Raw genomic sequence first — 19,818 nt, 5'->3', positions numbered from 1 at the left:
AGATAAGCGCGCAGCGCCATTTTACTCCGCAGGCCGCTTTTGCAGGGTCTCTTTAAGCTGACCAATCAGCTGGCGACGGAAATCGCCGAGCCGGGGTTTATCATCATCCAGCCACGGCAAAGGGCGGCACAATTCCATGGCCTTAATTCCCAGACGCGCCGTCAGCAACCCGGCGCCAATTCCCTGTGCGGCGCGTGCAGAAAGCCGCGCCGCGAGATCCTGCGATAGCCAGTCCATTCCCACTTCGCGCACCAGTTCGCTGGCACCGGCAAAGGCAATATTCAACAGTACCAGGCGGAACAACCGCAAGCGGCTGTAATAGCCGAGTTCGATACCATAAAGCGTGGCGATACGATTGATCAGCCGCAGGTTGCGCCAGGCGATAAATGCCATATCCACCAGCGCCAGCGGACTGACCGCGATCATCAACGTGGATTCTGCCGCCGAACGGCTGATTTCGCGCCGCGCCTGCGTATCCAGCACCGGTTGCACCAGATGAGCGTAAAGGCTGACGATTTCACGATCGCTTTGCGTTTCGTGAATGGCGGCATACCAGCGCTGCATGGCCGGATGTGCATGATCGATGCCCGCCTGCTGCGCCAGTTTTTCGCAAAACGCACGGCCTTTTCCGGTGGCATGGCTATGCAGCAAATCACGGGCTTCATCACGCTCCTGCGCTCGCTGCCGCAAACGCCAGAGCCGCCGCCATTCGCTGGCGACCGAACCGACACCTGCGCCGATGATCAACGCGCCGGCCGCACAGCCGCCGAGCGCGACCCAGTCCTGGGTCTGCCAGGCATTCATCGCCCACTGCACGCCCTGACCGATAACGCTCACGCCAAATAGCGCCAGCCCGGCGCTGACCATTTTGCGCCACAGGCTGCGCTTCGGGCGCAGCGCGGATTCCACTACGGCTTCCGCCTGCCCCTCAGCAGGCGAATCGTCAGTGATGAGCGGCGAGAATTTTTCCGCCTGCTGCGCGTCAAAAGTTTGCGCGCCTTTAAACTGCGCGTCGGTTTCCGCTTCCAGCGGCCCGGCGAAATCGATTCTTGGCTTTAGCGGCTCGCTCATCGCAATTTATCTCCAATTAAAAACTCCAGCGCGGCATCGAGGCGAATATGCGGCAGCGGCGTATCTACATCCATCACCTGCGGGCGGAAGGCTTCGAAACTGAAACCCTGCTTATCCCAGAACGCCTGCCCCGGCAAACGCGCGGGCACTTCACCCGGATAAAAGGTCAATGGCGTACCGTCACTCAGACGATGCCCGCGTAAGGCCGGGATTTTCTCGCCATTCACCTCAATGATGCCGCTCTGCGTCGCCTGCACCGAGGCCAGCCCCATACAATCCATGCTGATACCTTCAAAGGCCGCATTCTGCCAGGCATCCTGGATGAGCTGTTGCAGCAACGACACCATATTGGCGTGCTGATCGAGCGTCACATGGTCGGCTTTGGTGGCGGCAAACAGCAATTTATCGATCACCGGCGAAAACAGACGGCGGAACAGCGTGCGCTGACCATAATGGAAACTTTGCATCAGTTGAGTCAGCGCCAGCCGCATATCATTGAATGCCTGCGGACCGTTGTTCAGCGGTTGCAAACAATCCACCAACACAATCTGGCGATCGAACTTCAAAAAATGATGTTTGTAGAAACCCTTCACCACATGTTCGCAGTAATAGTTGTAGCGCTCGCGCAGCATCCCGGCATTGGTGTGTTTATCGGCCTGCGCCAGTTTCGTTTCGCCGTGGCCATCGACATCCGGCCACGGGAAAAATTGCAGCGCGGGCGCACCCGCCATATCGCCCGGCAGCACAAAGCGACCTGGCTGAATAAAGTGCAGACCTTCACGTTTGCATTGATGCAGATAGTCCGTCCAGGCTGCGGCAATCTCCGCCAGACGGTTCTCATCGGCTGGCGCAAGCGGATCGAGATCGGCGCACAACGCGCGCCATTTTTGCGACCATGCCTGCCGTTGCCCCTGTAAAAGCCCGGTCATTTGTCGCGACCAGCTCAGGTAATCCTGCGCCAGCATCGGTAAATCCAGCAGCCACTCGCCGGGATAATCGACAATTTCCAGATAGAGCGTGGAGGTCTCTTTGAAATAGCGCAGCAGCGAATCATTCGAGCGGAAACGCAGCGCCAGACGAATTTCGCTGACGCCGCGCGTTGGCGTCGGCCAGGCGGGCGGCGTGCCATAAAGCTGAGCCAGCCCTTCATCGTAGGTGAAACGGGGAATGCCAAAATCGCGCTGGGGGACGCGTTTCACGCCCAGCAACCGCTCTTCGCGCACGGCGCTTAGCAGCGGCAATCGCGCGCCAGCATGCAGGGTAAGAAGTTGATTGACCAGCGCCGTGATAAACGCCGTTTTTCCACTGCGGCTCAGGCCGGTGACCGCGAGGCGTAAATGCCTGTCCATGCCGCGGTTCACCAGCGCATTCAGTTCATTCTTAAATCGGTCCATCGCCATGCTGCATTGCCCTTAGGGTGAAGCCGTAAATCACTTATTTTACATGCCTCTCGGCCATAAAGCGGCGAGAAAATTTATCCGCTGCCCGCTTCAGCAACGGTTCCAGCGCAAATGCCAGCAGTACTCTTGCCGGACGGCGGGCCACGGATTTAACCGCCCAACCAGCGACGCCCGCCGGGCCATAACGCAGCGCGGTGAGCAAAACCAACTTACCGGCAAATTTCAAACCCGGTTTGACATGCTGGCGTGCCTGTTGCCAGTGACGATTCATGATTTACCTCTTATAGCTGACGGAAGCGGCTGCGCAGCGAGAAGCTGTCGGAAGTGACATAGCGTTCCATCTGACGCAGGCGATGTTCCCCTTCAGCCAACTGCGCATCGACGGCATCGAGCAGTTCGCTGCTGGAGGGGAGGCTTTCCCCTTCCGCGTAATCATCCGGCAGCGGATCGAGGACAAAAAACAGCACGATATAGGCGGCGACAACAAAGAAAAACAGGCCGAAAAACATCGCCAGGATCGCCAGAATACGCACCATTTTGACTTTGATATCCAGATACTGCGCAATACCGGCACAGACGCCGCCCAGTTTGCCGCGCTGCGGGATACGCCATAATTTTTTATTCAGATCTAACGTTGCCATCAGCGATCCCTCCAGTTCGGGTGCTCAGCATCAAGAATATCTTCCAGCGCCTGAATACGTTCGCGCATCCGCGCGGCTTCGGCGGAAAGTTGCTGGAGCCGCTGCTGCTCGTTCTGATTCAGATCGCCGCGCTGGCGATTGTTGTAATGCAGCCATAACCAGACGGGCAGAACAAACAGGATAAATAGCGTCAGCGGTATAGCCAGAAAAAGCGTGCTCATGTGTACTCCTTACAGCAAGTGAGGCGGCATCTTCTGATACCGCCTTATTATTATTGGTTGTCCTGTTTCATTTTGGCTTTCAGTTGCGCCAGTTGCTCGCTGATTTCGTCATCCGCACGCAGTTCGGCAAATTGCTGATCCAGCGATTTTTGTTTACCAAAGCCGTGGCTTTCGGCTTCCGCTTCCATCTGATCGATACGACGTTCGAAGGATTCAAAACGCGCCATCGCCTCATCCAGTTTGCCGCTGTCCAGTTGACGGCGCACATCGCGCGAGGAGCTGGCCGCCTGATGGCGCAGGGTCAACGCCTGCTGACGAGCACGGGTTTCGCTGAGTTTATTTTCCAGCTCGCCAATCTCTTTTTTCATCCGCGCCAGGCTTTCATCCACCAGCGTCACTTCCTGGCCCAGGGTCTCAATCAGCGCGGTGACTTTCTGTTTTTCAATCAGCGCCGCACGTGCCAGATCGTCTTTATCTTTACGCAGCGCCAGTTCGGCTTTCTCCTGCCACTCTTCCTGCTGGGCGGTGGCCTGCTCAATACGGCGCGTCAGCTGTTTCTTTTCCGCCAGCGCACGCGCGGAAGTTGAACGCACTTCAACCAGCGTATCTTCCATCTCCTGAATCATCAGGCGCACCAGTTTCTGTGGATCTTCCGCCTTTTCCAGCAGCGAGTTAATGTTGGCGTTCACGATGTCGGCAAAACGAGAAAAAATACCCATAATCTATTCCTCTTCCTGGTTCTGTTATCGGGCGTGGCCCTGCTACATGACTACATAGCTCTGCTATTACAATCTTCGTGCCAGGTTTTTATTTGATTGATTTTTAAGAGATTGAATAATTTTACCGCAGCGGCATTTTCATTTAGAGTGGTTAATAAAACCAACTAATGGTGAATTTCATCATGTCAGAATACAAGGATAACCTGCTCGGTGAGGCCAATAGCTTTATCGAGGTGCTGGAACAGGTTTCGCGCCTTGCACCGATCGATAAACCGGTACTGATCATCGGCGAGCGCGGCACCGGCAAGGAGTTGATTGCAAACCGTCTGCACTTCCTCTCCTCGCGCTGGCAAGGGCCATTTATCTCGCTTAACTGCGCGGCGCTGAATGAAAATCTGCTGGATTCCGAATTGTTTGGCCACGAAGCCGGCGCCTTTACCGGCGCGCAGAAGCGCCATCCTGGCCGCTTTGAGCGTGCCGACGGCGGAACACTGTTTCTCGACGAGCTGGCCACCGCGCCAATGCTGGTACAGGAAAAACTTCTCCGGGTCATTGAATATGGCGAACTCGAACGCGTGGGAGGCAGCCAACCTTTGCAGGTCAATGTACGGCTGGTCTGCGCTACTAATGCCGACCTGCCGCAGATGGTGCAGGACGGCACCTTCCGCGCCGATCTGCTCGACAGGTTGGCCTTTGACGTGGTGCTGTTGCCACCGCTGCGCCAGCGTCAGAGCGATATCATGCTGATGGCCGATCACTTTGCCATTCAGATGTGCCGTGAACTTAAGTTGCCGCTGTTCCCCGGCTTTACCGAACGTGCCCGCGATGTGCTGATGAATTACGCCTGGCCCGGAAATATTCGCGAGCTAAAAAACGTGGTGGAACGTTCAGTCTATCGCCACGGCCGCAGCGATGAGCCGCTTGATACCATTATTCTTGATCCGTTTAACCGTACGTTAAGTACATCGAAGGTTGAAGAGCCTGGCGCAGTCTCCCTGCCGTTGGATCTACGTCAGTTTCAGCACCAGCAGGAAAAGCAGCTATTACAGCAGAGTCTGCAACAGGCGAAATTTAACCAAAAACGCGCGGCGGAATTGCTGGGGCTGACCTATCACCAGCTACGGGCGCTGCTGAAAAAGCATCAAATAAGCTGAAATCGCCGACAATAACAGCAGTCGTTTGCAGACATTTGTACGAAGCCATAGCAAGTGCGATACACTTTGTTCATGAATTTAAACACGTTGAATAAATCATGCGTCCGGTTCTCTCCTCTCTGCTGTTGACCGCAAGCCTGTTCGCAGGCATCGCCCAGGCGGCAGTTACGCCTGCTCCGCTGACGGATATTCGCGACAGCGGTTTTGTTTATTGCGTCAACGGCCAGGTCGATACCTTTAACCCGCAGAAAACCAGCAGCGGTTTGATTGTTGATACGTTGGCCGCGCAACTCTACGATCGCTTGCTGGACGTCGATCCCTACACTTACCGGCTGGTGCCGGAGCTGGCGGAAAGCTGGGAAGTGCTGGATAACGGCGCAACTTACCGTTTTCGTCTGCGCGATAACGTTGCCTTTCAGAGCACGCCCTGGTTCACCCCGCACCGCGCATTAAATGCCGACGACGTGGTATTTACTTTTCAGCGTATCTTCAACCGCAACCATCCCTGGCATAACATCAACGGCGATAGTTTTCCGTACTTCGACAGTTTGCAGTTTGCCGATTCCGTCGACAGCGTGCGCAAGCTGGACAACCGCACCGTCGAGTTTCGCCTGAAAAAACCGGATGCCTCGTTTTTATGGCATCTGGCGACGCATTATGCCTCGGTGATGTCGGCGGAATATGCTGACGAGCTGGCGAAAAAAGATCGCCAGGAACAGATCGATCGCCAGCCGGTCGGCACCGGTCCCTATCAGCTGGATGAGTATCGCGCCGGGCAATATATTCGGTTACAACGTCACGAAAAATTTTGGCGCGGTAAACCGCTAATGCAGCAGGTGGTTGTCGATTTAGGCTCCGGCGGTACGGGCCGTTTATCAAAATTACTGACCGGCGAATGTGATGTGCTGGCGTGGCCAGCCGCCAGCCAGTTGACCATTCTGCGTGACGATCCGCGCCTGCGCCTGACGCTGCGTCCGGGGATGAACATCGCCTATCTGGCGTTTAATACCAACAAACCGCCGCTAAATAACCCGCAAGTGCGCCATGCGCTGGCGCTGTCGATCAATAACCAGCGTCTGATGCAGTCGATCTACTACGGCACAGCGGAAACGGCGGCGTCAATTCTGCCCCGCGCCTCCTGGGCTTATGATAATGAAGCCAAAATCACCGAATACGATCCGGATCAGGCGCGCGAACGGCTGAAAGCGCTGGGGCTGGAAAATCTCACATTACAACTGTGGGTGCCGACCAGTTCACAGCCCTGGAACCCCAGCCCGCTGAAAACCGCCGAGCTTATCCAGGCTGATATGGCGCAGGTCGGCGTTAAAGTGGTGATCGTGCCGGTGGAAGGCCGTTTCCAGGAAGCGCGATTGATGGATATGAACCATGATTTGACACTCACAGGCTGGGCGACGGACAGTAACGATCCGGACAGTTTCTTCCGCCCGCTGCTGAGTTGCGCGGCGATAAACTCGCAGACCAACTTTGCGCACTGGTGCAACCATGAATTTGACGATGTGTTGCAAAAAGCGCTTGCTTCACAGCAACTTGCTGCGCGCATCGATGATTATGACGAAGCCCAGCAGATCCTCGCCCGCGAATTGCCGGTGCTGCCGCTGGCCTCCTCGCTGCGCTTGCAGGCGCATCGCTATGATATTAAAGGGCTGGTGCTGAGCCCGTTCGGCAGCGCCTCGTTTGCCGGTGTCTCGCGGGATAAACAAGAGGTGTCGAAGCCATGATTATCTTTACTTTGCGTCGTCTGCTGCTGCTATTGGTGACCCTCTTTTTGCTGACGTTTGTCGGCTTCAGCCTGAGCTATTTCACGCCCCACGCGCCGTTGCAGGGCGCCTCGCTGTGGAACGCGTGGGTGTTCTGGTTTAACGGTTTGTTGCACTGGGATTTTGGTGTATCCAGCATTAACGGCCAGCTTATTTCAGAACAGTTAAAAGAGGTATTCCCCGCCACCATGGAACTCTGCCTGCTGGCTTTTGGTTCCGCGCTGGTGATCGGTATCCCGGTCGGGATGCTCGCCGGGGTGATGCGCAGTAAATGGCAGGATTCACTGATCAGCGCCATTGCGCTGCTCGGTTTTTCCATCCCGGTGTTCTGGCTGGCGCTGCTGCTGACGCTTTTCTTTTCGCTCAACCTCGGCTGGCTACCGGTGTCCGGGCGCTTCGATTTGCTCTATCAGGTAAAAACAGTGACCGGATTCTCGCTGATTGATGCCTGGCTTTCGGACTCGCCGTGGCGCGATGAGATGATGGAAAGCGCTCTGCGCCATTTAGTATTGCCGGTCATGACGCTGGCGGTAGCGCCAACGACGGAAGTCATCCGCCTGATGCGAATCAGCACCATTGATGTGTTCGACAAAAACTACATCAAAGCGGCGGCGACGCGCGGTCTTTCACGCGTAACTATTTTGCGCCGCCATGTACTGCATAATGCTCTGCCGCCGGTGATCCCGCGCCTTGGGCTGCAATTTTCCACCATGCTGACGCTGGCGATGATCACTGAAATGGTGTTCAGCTGGCCGGGCATTGGGCGCTGGTTGATTAATGCCATTCGCCAGCAGGATTACGCGGTGATTTCGGCTGGTGTGATGGTGATTGGCTCGCTGGTCATTATTGTCAACGTGCTGTCGGATATTCTGGGTGCGCTGGCGAACCCGTTGAAACATAAGGAATGGTATGCCTTACGATAGCGTTTACAGCGAAAAACGCCCACCCGGCGCGCTGCGCACAGCCTGGCGTAAATTTTATGGCGATACCACCGCGATGATCGGTCTGTACGGCTGCGGCGCGCTGGCGCTACTGTGTATTTTTGGCCACTGGTTTGCGCCTTATGGCATCGACCAGCAGTTCCTCGGTTATCAGCTTTTACCGCCATCATGGTCGCGCTATGGTGATGTGTCGTTTTTCCTCGGCACGGACGACCTGGGCCGTGATGTGCTGAGCCGCCTGCTGAGCGGCGCAGCGCCAACGGTAGGCGGTGCATTTATCGTCACGCTGGCCGCCACCCTGTGCGGGCTGGCGCTCGGTGTTTTTGCGGGCGCAACCCACGGGCTGCGTTCCGCCGTACTGAACCATATTCTCGATACACTGTTATCACTGCCGACGCTGCTGCTGGCGATTATTGTGGTGGCGTTTGCCGGCCCGCATCTTATTCATGCGATGTTCGCCGTCTGGCTGGCGCTGCTGCCGCGCATGGTGCGCTCGGTCTACAGTATGGTGCATGACGAGCTGGAGAAAGAGTATGTGGTGGCCGCCCGGCTTGATGGCGCGTCAACGAGTAATATCCTCTGGTACGCCGTGCTGCCCAATATTACCGCCGGGATGGTGACGGAAATCACCCGTGCGCTGTCGATGGCGATTCTGGATATCGCTGCGCTGGGCTTTCTTGATCTCGGCGCGCAGCTTCCCTCTCCGGAATGGGGTGCGATGCTCGGCGATGCGCTGGAACTGATTTATGTCGCGCCGTGGACTGTGATGCTACCGGGTGCGGCCATTATGATTAGCGTGCTGCTGGTTAACATCCTCGGCGACGGGATCCGTCGTGCGATCGCGGCGGGAGTCGAATAATGCCACTTCTTGATATCCGCAATCTGACCATTGAAGTGAAGACCGGCGATGATTGGGTTAAAGCCGTCGATCGCATCAGCCTGACGCTGGCAGAAGGTGAAATTCGCGGGCTGGTGGGCGAATCCGGTTCGGGTAAGAGCCTGATCGCAAAAGCGATTTGCGGCGTCACCAAAGATAACTGGCGCGTCACCGCCGATCGCATGCGCTTTGACGATATCGACCTGCTGCGTCTTTCGGCGCGCGAGCGCCGCAAGCTGCTCGGCCATAACGTATCGATGATTTTCCAGGAGCCGCAATCCTGTCTCGATCCCTCGGAGCGCGTCGGTAAGCAGTTGATGCAAAACATTCCCGGCTGGACGTGGAAAGGCCGCTGGTGGCAGCGCTTTGGCTGGCGAAAACGCCGGGCTATTGAGTTGCTGCACCGCGTCGGGATTAAAGATCACGAAGATGCGATGCGCAGTTTCCCCTACGAGCTGACCGAAGGTGAATGTCAGAAAGTGATGATCGCCATCGCGCTGGCTAATCAGCCGCGCCTGCTGATTGCCGACGAACCGACAAACGCGATGGAGCCGACGACCCAGGCGCAGATCTTCCGCCTGCTCGACCGTCTTAACCAGAACAACAACACCACCATTATGCTGATCAGCCACGATCTGCAAATGCTCAGCAAATGGGCCGACCGTATTAATGTGATGTATTGCGGGCAAACGGTGGAAACCGCGCCCAGCGAGGAGCTGGTGGCTACACCGCACCATCCGTATACGCAGGCACTGATCCGTGCGATTCCGGACTTTGGCAGCGCGATGCCGCATAAAAGCCGTCTCAACACCATGCCCGGCGCCATTCCGCTGCTTGAGCAACTGCCGATTGGTTGCCGCCTCGGGCCGCGCTGTCCGTATGCGCAGCGCAAATGCGTCGAAACACCGCGTCTGACCGGTGCGCGAAACCATCTTTATGCCTGCCACTTCCCGCTGAATATGGAGAGCGAATGATGGTTGAGACCTTGCTTGAAGTACGTAACCTGAGCAAAACCTTCCGCTACCGCACAGGCTGGTTCCGTCGTCAAACCGTGGAAGCGGTTAAACCGTTAAGTTTTACCCTGCGCGAAAAGCAGACGCTGGCGATTATCGGCGAGAACGGTTCCGGGAAATCTACGCTGGCGAAAATGCTGGCGGGCATGGTGGAACCCTCTTCCGGCGAGCTGGTGATTGACGACCAGCCGCTGCATTTCGGCGACTATACTTTCCGCAGCCAGCGCATTCGCATGATTTTTCAGGATCCCACGACATCGCTCAACCCGCGCCAGCGTTTGTCGCAAATTCTTGATTTTCCGCTACGTCTGAACACGGATCTGGAGCCGGAAGCGCGACAAAAGCGCATTCTGGAGACGCTGCGCATGGTGGGTTTGTTACCGGATCATGTCAGTTATTACCCGTACATGCTGGCGCCAGGGCAAAAACAGCGCCTTGGCCTGGCGCGCGCGCTGATCCTGCGGCCGAAGGTAATCATCGCCGATGAAGCGCTGGCCTCGCTGGATATGTCGATGCGTTCGCAGTTAATTAACCTGATGCTGGAATTGCAGGAAAAACAGGGTATCTCTTATATCTATGTCACCCAGCATATCGGGATGATGAAGCACATCAGCGACCAGGTGCTGGTCATGCATCAGGGCGAAGTGGTGGAGCGCGGCAGCACTGCCGATGTGCTGGCCTCTCCGCTGCATGATTTAACAAAACGTCTGATCGCCGGGCATTTTGGCGAAGCGTTAACCGCTGATGCCTGGCGTCAAGACCGCTGATTGACGAGATTCAGTGGTCGGATTAACTCATTCGGCGACTCATGATAGAATCGCCGCGTTTTAACGACGAGCGCCCCACGAAGAGGACGTTCGCCACAACAATGAATATAAGGATTAAAGCTATGGGTTTTCTTTCCGGTAAGCGCATTCTGGTTACTGGCGTCGCCAGCAAACTCTCCATCGCATACGGCATCGCACAGGCAATGCATCGCGAAGGCGCTGAGCTGGCATTCACCTACCAGAACGACAAGCTGAAAGGCCGTGTTGAAGAGTTTGCCGCCCAGCTGGGTTCCAGCATTGTTCTGGAATGTGATGTTGCTAAGGATGAGAGCATCGACGCCCTGTTTGCGGACCTGGCGAAAGTCTGGCCGAAATTTGACGGTTTCGTTCACTCCATCGGCTTCGCGCCGGGCGATCAACTGGACGGCGACTACGTCAACGCGGTAACCCGCGAAGGTTTTAAAATCGCACACGACATCAGCTCCTACAGCTTCGTGGCAATGGCTAAGGCCTGCCGCCAGATGCTGAATCCGGGCTCTGCGCTGCTGACGCTCTCCTACCTGGGCGCTGAGCGTGCGATCCCGAACTACAACGTCATGGGTCTGGCTAAAGCCTCTCTGGAAGCGAACGTGCGTTACATGGCGAATGCCATGGGCCCGGAAGGCGTGCGTGTTAACGGTATTTCCGCAGGTCCGATCCGTACGCTGGCGGCGTCCGGTATTAAAGACTTCCGTAAAATGCTGGCGCACTGCGAAGCGGTTACCCCAATTCGCCGCACTGTAACCATTGAGGACGTCGGCAACTCCGCTGCGTTCCTGTGCTCCGATCTCTCCGCCGGTATCTCCGGTGAAGTGGTTCACGTAGACGGCGGCTTTAACATCGCTGCGATGAACGAACTGGAAATCAAATAATTTCCTCTTGCCCCTTCTTCTGAAGGGGCTTTTCCCTCGATATGCCATTCTGATATTTATTATCACCTAACAATCTTTCATCCCAAACTTGCCATGCGCCAGGATAAAGCAGCAAAAAAGATCCGGCGTATAGACCTGACGTCGAATCCGGATCGCCACTTTCAGACCAAGGAACGACCATGGAACGACGCCGGACAGAAGGCAAAAACCACTGGTACCATGAGACCCAGTCGAGTGCCAGCCGTGCGCAGGCGCTACCGCTGGTTCCCGAAGCCGCCACGGTAAATGACCCTTTCCTGCTCGATATCGCCCTGCCTGAAGACCAGGCTGCCAATCTTGACGGTATTGTGACACCCGCCCGCAAGCTCTACGCCCTGCTCTTTCCGCAGCGCGTGACGGTTAATCGCCTGCGCACCTTCAGCACCTACGATCGCCTCAGCACTGCGCTTACCGTGGCGCAGGTTTTTGGTATTCAGCGGCTATGCAACCACTATGCAGCGCGACTCGCACCGCTGCCAGGCCCGGATTCTTCGCGTGAGAGTAACTACCGGCTGGCGCAAATCACGCAATATGCCCGCCAGCTTGCCGCTTCACCGTCAGTGATTGACGCCCGCGCGCGGCAGCAACTGGAAGGTGTCGGTTTAACGCAGTATGACGTAGTAGTGATCACGCAAATTATCGGCTTTGTCGCTTTCCAGGCCCGTGTGTTAGCGATATTGCAGGCCGTTCTCGGCCAGCCTGTGCGCGTGATCCCTGGCATGGAGATACAGCAGGAAGCCGATGCCTCGCTGTTCGCTGATGCCGACATTACGTGGGAGCCTGCTATTGATGCCGTGGATTTGCGCATTGCTAATGCACCGCAGATGGAGTCGCTGGCTCACTGGCAACCGCTGCCGGAACTGCGCCTGCTTGCCCCGCTGCTGGCACATGAACATTTGCAATTAAATGCGCTGGGCGAGATTTGCGACAAGCTGACCAGAGCGATGCCGAATAAACAGCTCGCCGGGCTTACCGCGCTCTATACTGCCCGCATTAATGGCAGCGTCGGTTGTTTCGCCGAAGCGCTACAACGTACTCCGCAAGAGAGATCGATGGAACACGCGTTGCGCAGCGGCGAGCGCGAGATTAATCGTGAAACGGCCGATAATCCGCAAATCAAAGCATTGCTGCAGTCCGTGCAACTGCTTACCTGCGCCGCCGATCGCTTCAGCCCGCTGCACTTTTCGCTGCTTGTTGAGCAAGGTTTCACCCGGCAGGCGGCGGTGAGTCTGCTGATGGGCTGCGCCCTGAATGGCTGGCTTAACCGCCTGAAAATCGCCCTCGGGCAAACCACCTTCCCTGAAACGGAATAACGCAACGGCAAGCGGCTTTACTGCCGCTTGCCCACACAGATTTTGCTGAAACAGCGCTTGCCGCAACCCGTAGAATCGCGTAAAACTGTCAGCCGCTCTTTTAGCCACGAAAATACATAACTATGTTTCAGGACAACCCGCTGCTAGCGCAGCTTAAACAGCAACTTCATTCCCAGACACCGCGCGCGGAAGGTGTTGTAAAAGGCACGGAAAAAGGCTTCGGATTTTTGGAAGTCGATGCGCAAAAAAGCTACTTCATTCCACCACCGCAGATGAAGAAAGTGATGCACGGCGACAAAATCATCGCTGTCATTCACAGCGACAAAGATCGCGAAAGCGCAGAGCCTGAAGAGCTGGTCGAGCCGTTTCTGACCCGTTTTGTCGGCAAAGTGCAGAAGAAAGACGATCGTCTTTCCATCGTACCGGACCATCCGTTGCTAAAAGACGCCATTCCCTGCCGCGCGGCTCGCGGTGTGGAACATGATTTTAAAGAAGGCGACTGGGCCGTTGCGGAAATGCGTCGCCATCCACTCAAAGGCGATCGCGGTTTCTATGCCGAACTGACGCAGTTTATTACCTTTGCGGAAGACCATTTTGTTCCGTGGTGGGTCACCCTGGCGCGCCACAATCTGGAAAAAGAAGCGCCGAACGGCGTGGCGACGGAAATGCTTGATGACGGGCTGCAACGCGTCGATCTGACCGCGCTGGATTTTGTCACTATCGACAGCGCCAGCACTGAAGATATGGACGATGCGCTGTTTGTGGAAGAGACTGCCGACGGCAAGCTGCAACTGACTGTTGCTATCGCCGATCCTACCGCGTGGATTGCTGAAGGCAGCAAGCTGGATGATTCCGCCAAAGTGCGCGCGTTCACCAACTACCTGCCGGGCTTTAATATCCCGATGCTACCGCGTGAACTCTCCGACGATCTCTGCTCTCTGCGCGCGAACGAAATCCGCCCTGCGCTGGTTTGCCGTATGACGCTGGATGACGAAGGTAGCATCGAAGAGGATATTGAATTCTTTGCTGCCACCATCGAATCGAAAGCCAAACTGGTTTACGACGAAGTGTCCGACTGGCTGGAAAATACCGGTTCATGGCAACCGGCGAATGAAGCGATTGCCGCGCAGATCCGTCTGCTGCATCGCGTAAGCCAGCTTCGTTCACAATGGCGCCAAACCCACGCTCTGGTGTTCAAAGATCGCCCGGATTACCGCTTTGTGCTGGGTGAAAAAGGCGAAGTGCTGGATATCGTGGCCGAACCGCGTCGTATTGCGAACCGCATTGTCGAAGAAGCAATGATTGCTGCCAACATCTGCGCCGCTCGCGTTCTGCGCGACAAGCTGGGCTTCGGTATTTATAACGTGCACCTTGGTTTTGATCCGGCGAACAGCGAGCAGCTGGCCGCTATGCTGAAAACCCATGGCATGCATGTCGATGCGGAAGAAGTGCTGACGCTGGAAGGCTTCTGCAAACTGCGTCGTGAACTGGATGCTCAACCGTCCGGCTTCCTCGATAGCCGTATTCGCCGCTTCCAGTCGTTTGCTGAGATCAGCGTGGCACCAGGCCCGCACTTCGGTCTTGGCCTCGAAGCGTATGCCACCTGGACTTCACCGATCCGCAAGTACGGCGATATGGTTAACCATCGTCTGCTGAAAGCGATTATTAAAGGTGAAACGCCGAAGCGTCCGCAAGACGAAACCACCGTACAGATGGCTGAACGTCGCCGTTTGAATCGCATGGCTGAACGCGATGTTGGCGACTGGTTGTACGCCCGTTTCCTGCAGAACAAAGCCGGTACGGATACCCGTTTTGCGGCCGAGATTATCGATGTCAGCCGTGGCGGTATGCGCGTGCGCCTGGTCGATAACGGCGCAGTCGCGTTTATTCCGGCCCCCTTCATTCACGCGGTGCGTGATGAGCTGGTTTGCAGCCAGGAAAACGGCACGGTGCAAATCAAAGGCGAAACAGCGTTTAAAGTGACGGATGTTATTGATGTCACTATCGCCGAAGTGCGCATGGAAACCCGCAGCATTATCGCGCGCCCGGCCCTGTAAAAACCTCTCCAGCGGCTCCTTCCCCATCGAAGGAGCCGTTTTTCGCTGCGATCCCTCCCGCATTTTTTTCAATTCCTCCCAAAAACCGCTAAAAACAGCCACAATAAAACCAGGGCAACTTACTGTTTCGCCCCGATTTATACATTTTCGCGCCAGCTCTGCTGATACCCGGACTCGCGTTAATGGCATAGTCTAAGAAATACAACGCGTTCGTCCTGATGGCCCTTTAACCTGGGCGGTGTTACGCCCGTCAAATGAGTACCCGTTGTGCTTTTAGGTGGGTTGGGAGATAGCATGAAAGACTCGCAGGAACAGAATCTGCTGTTTCGTTACCTGGGTTCGAATAGCCCATTCTGGCGATTGAGCGCCGATAGCAACGCCCTGCACTTTGCCCCCGATGAAACTGCCGATATCAGCCAGGTGGTGCCTCTGACTGATGAGCAGGCGAAACAGATCCGCGAAATGACGGTGATCACTTCCAGCTTAACCTTGCATATTTCCGTTTACGGTGAAGAGATGACTATCCATCTGGTCGGGCGCAAAATTTCCCGCCGCGAATGGGCTGGCACCGCTTCAGCCTGGGACGATACGCAGTCTGTCGCCCGTGACCTGGTTCAGGGGCTCTCTTTTGCCGAACAGGTTGTTTCGGAAGCCAATTCAGTGATCGTGATCCTCGATCGCCTCGGCAATATCCAGCGCTTTAACCGGTTGAGCGAAGAATATACCGGGATGAAAGAGCAGGAAGTGATCGGGCAAAATGTCTTTAAGCTGTTTATGAGCCGTAGTGAAGCCGCCGCCTCAAAGCGCAATATCACGCAATTTTTTAGGGAAGGTTCATCCTATGAGGTGGAGCGCTGGATCAAAACGCGCAAAGGCCAACGCCTGTTTCTGTTTCGCAATAAGTTCGTCCACAGCGGCAGCGGTAAAAACGAGATCTTCCTGATTTGCTCGGGCACGGATATTACCGAGGAGCGCCGGGCGCAGGAACGATTGCGGGTGCTGGCGAATACTGACACCATCACCGGTTTACCTAACCGCAATGCCATTCATGAGATGATCAGCGACGCCATTGCCCATCGGGGCGATACGCAGGTCGGGATTGTGTATCTCGATTTAGATAACTTCAAAAAAGTTAACGACGCGTATGGCCACATGTTTGGCGATCAGCTGTTACAGGCGGTTGCACTGGCTATTTTGAGCTGCCTTGAAGAAGGCCAGGTGCTGGCAAGGCTCGGCGGCGATGAATTTATCGTGCTGGGGACGAACACTTCGCAGAGCACTCTCGAAGCAATGGCTTCCCGCATACTGACACGCCTGCGTCAGCCCTTCCGTATCGGGCTTATCGAAATTTATACGGGGTGTTCGCTGGGTATTGCGCTTGCGCCGCAGCACGGTACCGATCGCGAAAGCGTGATCCGCAACGCCGACACGGCGATGTATACCGCCAAAGAGAATGGTCGCGGGAAATTTTGCGTCTTCTCGCCGGAGATGAATCAGCGTGTTTTTGAATATATCTGGCTGGATACCAACCTGCGCCGGGCGCTGGAAAAAAACCAGCTGGTCATTCACTATCAACCCAAAGTGACCTGGCGCGGCGAAGTTCGCAGCCTGGAAGCGCTGGTGCGCTGGCAATCGCCGGAGCGTGGATTGATCCCGCCGCTGGATTTTATTGCCTATGCGGAAGAGTCCGGGCTGATTGTTCCGCTCGGGCGATGGGTCATGCTGGAGGTGGTGCGTCAGCTCGCGAAATGGCGAGACAAAGGGATCAATTTGCGCGTCGCGGTCAACGTTTCAGCGCGCCAACTCGCTGACCAGACGATTTTTAGCGATCTGAAACAGGCGCTTCATGACCTTAATTTTGAACACTGTCCTATTGATGTCGAACTGACCGAAAGCTGCCTGATTGAAAACGCCGAACTGGCGCTGTCGGTTATTCAGCAATTCAGCGCATTAGGCGCGCAGGTGCATCTGGATGATTTCGGCACCGGCTACTCGTCTCTGTCGCAGCTGGCGCGTTTTCCCCTGGACGCCATTAAGCTCGACCAATCTTTTGTCCGTGAAATTCATAAACAATCCGTTTCGCAATCGCTGGTACGTGCGATTGTCGCCGTGGCGCAGGCGCTGAATTTGCAGGTGATCGCCGAAGGGGTAGAGAGCGCAAAAGAAGACGCCTTTCTGACCAAGAACGGCGTCAGTGAGCGGCAGGGGTTTCTGTTTGCCAAACCGATGCCCGCTGCCGCGTTTGAGCGCTGGTTTAAGCGCTACCAGGCGCGAAAGACGCGCTAGCTGGCATCACGTAAGCTCACCGCAGTATGCCGGTTTTGCAGTAGCACCAGGCGTTCCATATAGGCGATATCTTTAGGCTGGACACAAAACGCCGCATCTACCCAATCTTCTGTAATATCCATCAACTCGCTGCGCGGCAGTTGCAGTACCCGCTGCCGTGCACGTAGCATTGCGCGAACACCGTTCAGACGGGGCTGGAGCGTATCGATAAAAGTACGTACCGCTATAAATCCCTGCCCGACGTCAAAGGTCTGATCCACCAGCCCCTGCTGTTCGTACCACTCGGCGGTATGCGACTCGCCTTTGTAGATCAGATCTTCTGCCAGTTTCATGCCGGAACGACGAACGACCAGCGAATAGGCCCCCATACCGGGGAAGAGATTAAAGGCTATTTCGGGGAAACCCATACGGGCATCACGTTGCGCTAACAGAAAGTGGTGCGCCAGCGCCGCTTCGAAACCGCCGCCGAGTGCGCTACCTTCGACCATGGCCAGTGAAATCGCACCGGTGTCAAAGCCGCGTGACGCGGCATGGACACAGTCCACGCAGGCACGGGCATAGGCGCGTAACGCTTCGCGTCGTCCGTTTTTAATGCATTCAACAAAGAATTGTAGATCTCCACCGGTGTTGTACATACCGGGAACCAGCGAACCTGTTACCCAGAAATCCACTGCGAACCCTGCCCGTTTAACGAGCCAGGTGATATTCATGATCTCTTCAATCAATGCGTGGTTGAAGCAAGGGCGCGGCCTGGCGCGCAGCATCATCCACACGGTACGTCGCTCCTCCTCATAGTATCCAGAAAGTTGCGTAAAACGTTCATTATCAGTAAACAGTTTGCACGTAGCCTGGTTGATAACAGTCATTGCTTTATCCTCCGGTAAGAAAAGCGCATTGCGCGCACTGCAAGACTAATCCACGCCAGAACCGGGCTGCGTATGGCATAATGAATATATGCTGAGTGTTTATAAGAATTTGAGATTTCGTTTTTTTTCTTCTCTTTTTACACTCTTTTCTGCATCATTAATTTTTTCATTTTTCGATATATAGGTGAAGGTATGGCAGACATTGACCTTAAACTCCTTGCCGGCCGGATCGATACCGTTCTGGACATACTGGTTGCCGGAGACACACAATCCGCAATTCGCAATCTGGAGATCCTGAAAGCGGAATTATTGGATCTCGACAGTAACGACAAGGCCTCCTCTTCCGGCGCACCGAAAACGCCCTGGGAAATTTGATCTTTATTTTCACCATCACGCGGCAGCAGGATGCGATAGCCGCAGTGGTGATGTTCGAATTCAATCCCTGATTAAAACGACATGACTATGAATTCCCGACAACAAATTATTCTGCAAACGGTGATTGATAAAGGCCAGATGAGCGTCGCCGATCTGGCCCGCATGACTGGCGTTTCTGAAGTTACGATTCGTCAGGATCTGAATACGCTGGAGAAACAGAGCTATCTGCGCCGCACACACGGTTTTGCCGTACCGCTGGATAGTGATGATGTCGAAACGCGCATGATGAGTAACTACACCGTCAAGCGCGCGCTGGCAGATTTTGCCGCCTCTCTGGTTAGCCCTGGTGAAACCGTATTTATTGAAAACGGCAGCAGCAATGCGCTGCTCGCCCGTAAGTTAGGCGAACAGCGCGACATCACCATTATTACCGTCAGCAGCTATATCGCGCACCTGCTGAAAGAGTCACTGTGCGATGTGATTCTGCTTGGCGGCATCTACCAGAAAAAGAGTGAAAGCATGGTTGGCCCGCTGACGCGGCAGTACATCCAGCAGGTGCACTTCAGCAAAGCGTTTATCGGTATTGATGGCTGGCAGCCGGAAACGGGTTTTACCGGTCGGGATATGATGCGTACCGATGTCGTTAATGCGGTGCTGGAAAAAGGCAGCGAGGCGATTGTGCTTACCGACAGCTCCAAATTTGGCGCGATGCATCCTTATACGCTCGGCCCGGCTGAACGCTTCCAGCGAGTGATTACCGATGAAAAACTCTCTTCCGAAGCGCATCAGCAACTTCGCCAGGCTGGCCTGATCGTGGATATTGTTAAACCCGGTATTACTGATTAATTTTCCGCCCGCGAAAGCGGGCTATCTTACTTATATCTGGGACTATTCCGACGCGTTGATTAAGACTTTTTACCTGTCTGACTTTCTGCCTCCGAGTAAAATTAATATTAGCGATATAACAGGAAGTGACTATCACTCACGTGATTGTATTACACCTGCGCAGCAAGGTTTCACGGAAGTGCTTTAAGGCGGGCTACAGCCTCTATACTTAAAGAGAACATTTTTCCGTGAATCGATAATTCAGGAGAAAGTATGATGATGTTAACAAGTAAAAAAATGGCCACCGCACTTCTCACCGTAACCCTGGCAATGTCCCTGAGCGCCTGCGGTCACTGGGATAAACGCTCTCGTAATACTGCCATCGGCGCAGGTGCGGGCGCGCTGGGTGGTGCTGTACTGACTGATGGTAGCACGCTGGGTACATTAGGTGGCGCGGCTGTCGGCGGTATTATTGGCCACCAGGTTGGTAAATAATTGGTCATTAAAACGGCGACAACAAGAAAATAAATATACTTTCTTTTCAGGTCTGAGTTACGCAGTGTA

The 19,818-nt window shown here is 55.2% G+C and carries 20 protein-coding genes; 13 read left to right on the top strand and 7 right to left on the bottom strand.

What is annotated here, in order from left to right:
• Positions 1 to 21: 21 nt before the first annotated feature.
• From AWR26_RS12165 to pspA, 6 genes are read right to left on the bottom strand one after another with little or no spacing between them, the layout of a single operon-like run.
• A complete protein-coding gene (locus AWR26_RS12165; protein WP_064566103.1) occupies positions 22 to 1,071 on the bottom strand; it encodes a YcjF family protein in 1,050 nt (349 codons plus the stop codon).
• Positions 1,068 to 2,465, bottom strand: a complete 1,398-nt coding sequence (locus tag AWR26_RS12160) for a YcjX family GTP-binding protein (RefSeq protein WP_064569006.1) — start codon at positions 2,463 to 2,465, stop codon at positions 1,068 to 1,070. The genes AWR26_RS12165 and AWR26_RS12160 overlap by 4 nt, the downstream gene beginning before the upstream one ends.
• A gap of 40 nt (positions 2,466 to 2,505) precedes the next feature.
• Positions 2,506 to 2,742: a phage shock protein PspD gene (pspD, locus tag AWR26_RS12155; protein ID WP_007371961.1), complete on the bottom strand. Its 237-nt coding sequence runs from the start codon at positions 2,740 to 2,742 to the stop codon at positions 2,506 to 2,508.
• Positions 2,743 to 2,752: 10 nt separating this feature from the next.
• Positions 2,753 to 3,112, bottom strand: coding sequence for an envelope stress response membrane protein PspC (gene pspC / locus AWR26_RS12150; RefSeq protein WP_064566101.1), 360 nt, complete (start codon positions 3,110 to 3,112; stop codon positions 2,753 to 2,755).
• Positions 3,112 to 3,333, bottom strand: coding sequence for an envelope stress response membrane protein PspB (pspB, locus tag AWR26_RS12145; RefSeq protein ID WP_064566099.1), 222 nt, complete (start codon positions 3,331 to 3,333; stop codon positions 3,112 to 3,114). The genes pspC and pspB overlap by 1 nt, the downstream gene beginning before the upstream one ends.
• 50 nt (positions 3,334 to 3,383) lie before the next feature.
• On the bottom strand, positions 3,384 to 4,052 hold the full coding sequence (gene pspA / locus AWR26_RS12140; RefSeq protein WP_035885550.1) for a phage shock protein PspA: 669 nt from the start codon (positions 4,050 to 4,052) through the stop codon (positions 3,384 to 3,386).
• Positions 4,053 to 4,219: 167 nt separating this feature from the next.
• On the opposite strand from pspA, the gene pspF reads away from it, so the two are divergent.
• The 10 genes from pspF (at position 4,220) to pdeR (ending at position 17,188) form a co-directional block, all read left to right on the top strand.
• Positions 4,220 to 5,206 carry a phage shock protein operon transcriptional activator gene (gene pspF, locus AWR26_RS12135; protein ID WP_167351147.1) on the top strand — a complete coding sequence of 329 codons (987 nt, stop codon included), beginning with the start codon at positions 4,220 to 4,222 and terminating at the stop codon, positions 5,204 to 5,206.
• Positions 5,207 to 5,304: 98 nt separating this feature from the next.
• Positions 5,305 to 6,945 carry an ABC transporter substrate-binding protein SapA gene (gene sapA, locus AWR26_RS12130; RefSeq protein WP_064566097.1) on the top strand — a complete coding sequence of 547 codons (1,641 nt, stop codon included), beginning with the start codon at positions 5,305 to 5,307 and terminating at the stop codon, positions 6,943 to 6,945.
• Positions 6,942 to 7,907 carry a putrescine export ABC transporter permease SapB gene (gene sapB / locus AWR26_RS12125; protein WP_064566095.1) on the top strand — a complete coding sequence of 322 codons (966 nt, stop codon included), beginning with the start codon at positions 6,942 to 6,944 and terminating at the stop codon, positions 7,905 to 7,907. The genes sapA and sapB overlap by 4 nt, the downstream gene beginning before the upstream one ends.
• Entirely contained in the window at positions 7,894 to 8,784 is an 891-nt protein-coding gene (gene sapC / locus AWR26_RS12120; RefSeq protein WP_064566093.1) for a putrescine export ABC transporter permease SapC, read from the top strand. The genes sapB and sapC overlap by 14 nt, the downstream gene beginning before the upstream one ends.
• Positions 8,784 to 9,776 (top strand): putrescine export ABC transporter ATP-binding protein SapD, encoded by a 993-nt coding sequence (gene sapD / locus AWR26_RS12115; RefSeq protein ID WP_064566092.1) that lies wholly within the window; start codon positions 8,784 to 8,786, stop codon positions 9,774 to 9,776. Before sapC ends, sapD begins: the two co-directional genes overlap by 1 nt.
• Positions 9,776 to 10,582 (top strand): putrescine export ABC transporter ATP-binding protein SapF, encoded by an 807-nt coding sequence (gene sapF / locus AWR26_RS12110; protein ID WP_064569005.1) that lies wholly within the window; start codon positions 9,776 to 9,778, stop codon positions 10,580 to 10,582. Before sapD ends, sapF begins: the two co-directional genes overlap by 1 nt.
• A 122-nt stretch (positions 10,583 to 10,704) precedes the next feature.
• The gene (gene fabI / locus AWR26_RS12105; protein ID WP_007371951.1) at positions 10,705 to 11,493 is read left to right on the top strand and encodes an enoyl-ACP reductase FabI; all 789 of its coding nucleotides are present in this window, start codon (positions 10,705 to 10,707) and stop codon (positions 11,491 to 11,493) included.
• A 179-nt stretch (positions 11,494 to 11,672) separates the two neighbouring features.
• Complete coding sequence (locus AWR26_RS12100) at positions 11,673 to 12,845, top strand: carboxymuconolactone decarboxylase family protein (RefSeq protein WP_064566088.1); 1,173 nt, start codon at positions 11,673 to 11,675, stop codon at positions 12,843 to 12,845.
• Positions 12,846 to 12,967: 122 nt separating this feature from the next.
• Positions 12,968 to 14,902: an exoribonuclease II gene (locus AWR26_RS12095; protein WP_064566086.1), complete on the top strand. Its 1,935-nt coding sequence runs from the start codon at positions 12,968 to 12,970 to the stop codon at positions 14,900 to 14,902.
• A gap of 294 nt (positions 14,903 to 15,196) precedes the next feature.
• Positions 15,197 to 17,188, top strand: a complete 1,992-nt coding sequence (gene pdeR / locus AWR26_RS12090; protein ID WP_064566084.1) for a cyclic di-GMP phosphodiesterase — start codon at positions 15,197 to 15,199, stop codon at positions 17,186 to 17,188.
• Here the strand turns inward: pdeR and AWR26_RS12085 are convergent.
• Complete coding sequence (locus tag AWR26_RS12085; RefSeq protein ID WP_064566082.1) at positions 17,185 to 18,054, bottom strand: crotonase/enoyl-CoA hydratase family protein; 870 nt, start codon at positions 18,052 to 18,054, stop codon at positions 17,185 to 17,187. The genes pdeR and AWR26_RS12085 overlap by 4 nt on opposite strands.
• A gap of 192 nt (positions 18,055 to 18,246) precedes the next feature.
• Between AWR26_RS12085 and yciZ the strand changes: the two genes are divergently transcribed.
• From yciZ to osmB, 3 genes are all read left to right on the top strand, one after another.
• A complete protein-coding gene (yciZ, locus tag AWR26_RS12080; RefSeq protein WP_043953500.1) occupies positions 18,247 to 18,429 on the top strand; it encodes a protein YciZ/DeoL in 183 nt (60 codons plus the stop codon).
• Positions 18,430 to 18,516: 87 nt separating this feature from the next.
• A complete protein-coding gene (yciT, locus tag AWR26_RS12075) occupies positions 18,517 to 19,275 on the top strand; it encodes a DNA-binding transcriptional regulator YciT (RefSeq protein ID WP_064566080.1) in 759 nt (252 codons plus the stop codon).
• 255 nt (positions 19,276 to 19,530) lie between these two features.
• Positions 19,531 to 19,749 carry an osmotically-inducible lipoprotein OsmB gene (osmB, locus tag AWR26_RS12070; protein WP_035885807.1) on the top strand — a complete coding sequence of 73 codons (219 nt, stop codon included), beginning with the start codon at positions 19,531 to 19,533 and terminating at the stop codon, positions 19,747 to 19,749.
• The last annotated feature ends 69 nt before the right edge of the window (positions 19,750 to 19,818 follow it).

The sequence above is a fragment of the Kosakonia oryzae genome (assembly GCF_001658025.2).
GTDB lineage: Bacteria > Pseudomonadota > Gammaproteobacteria > Enterobacterales > Enterobacteriaceae > Kosakonia > Kosakonia oryzae.
The sequence above is the reverse complement of the archived record's forward strand: the minus strand, read 5'-3'. Positions and strand labels throughout refer to the sequence as shown.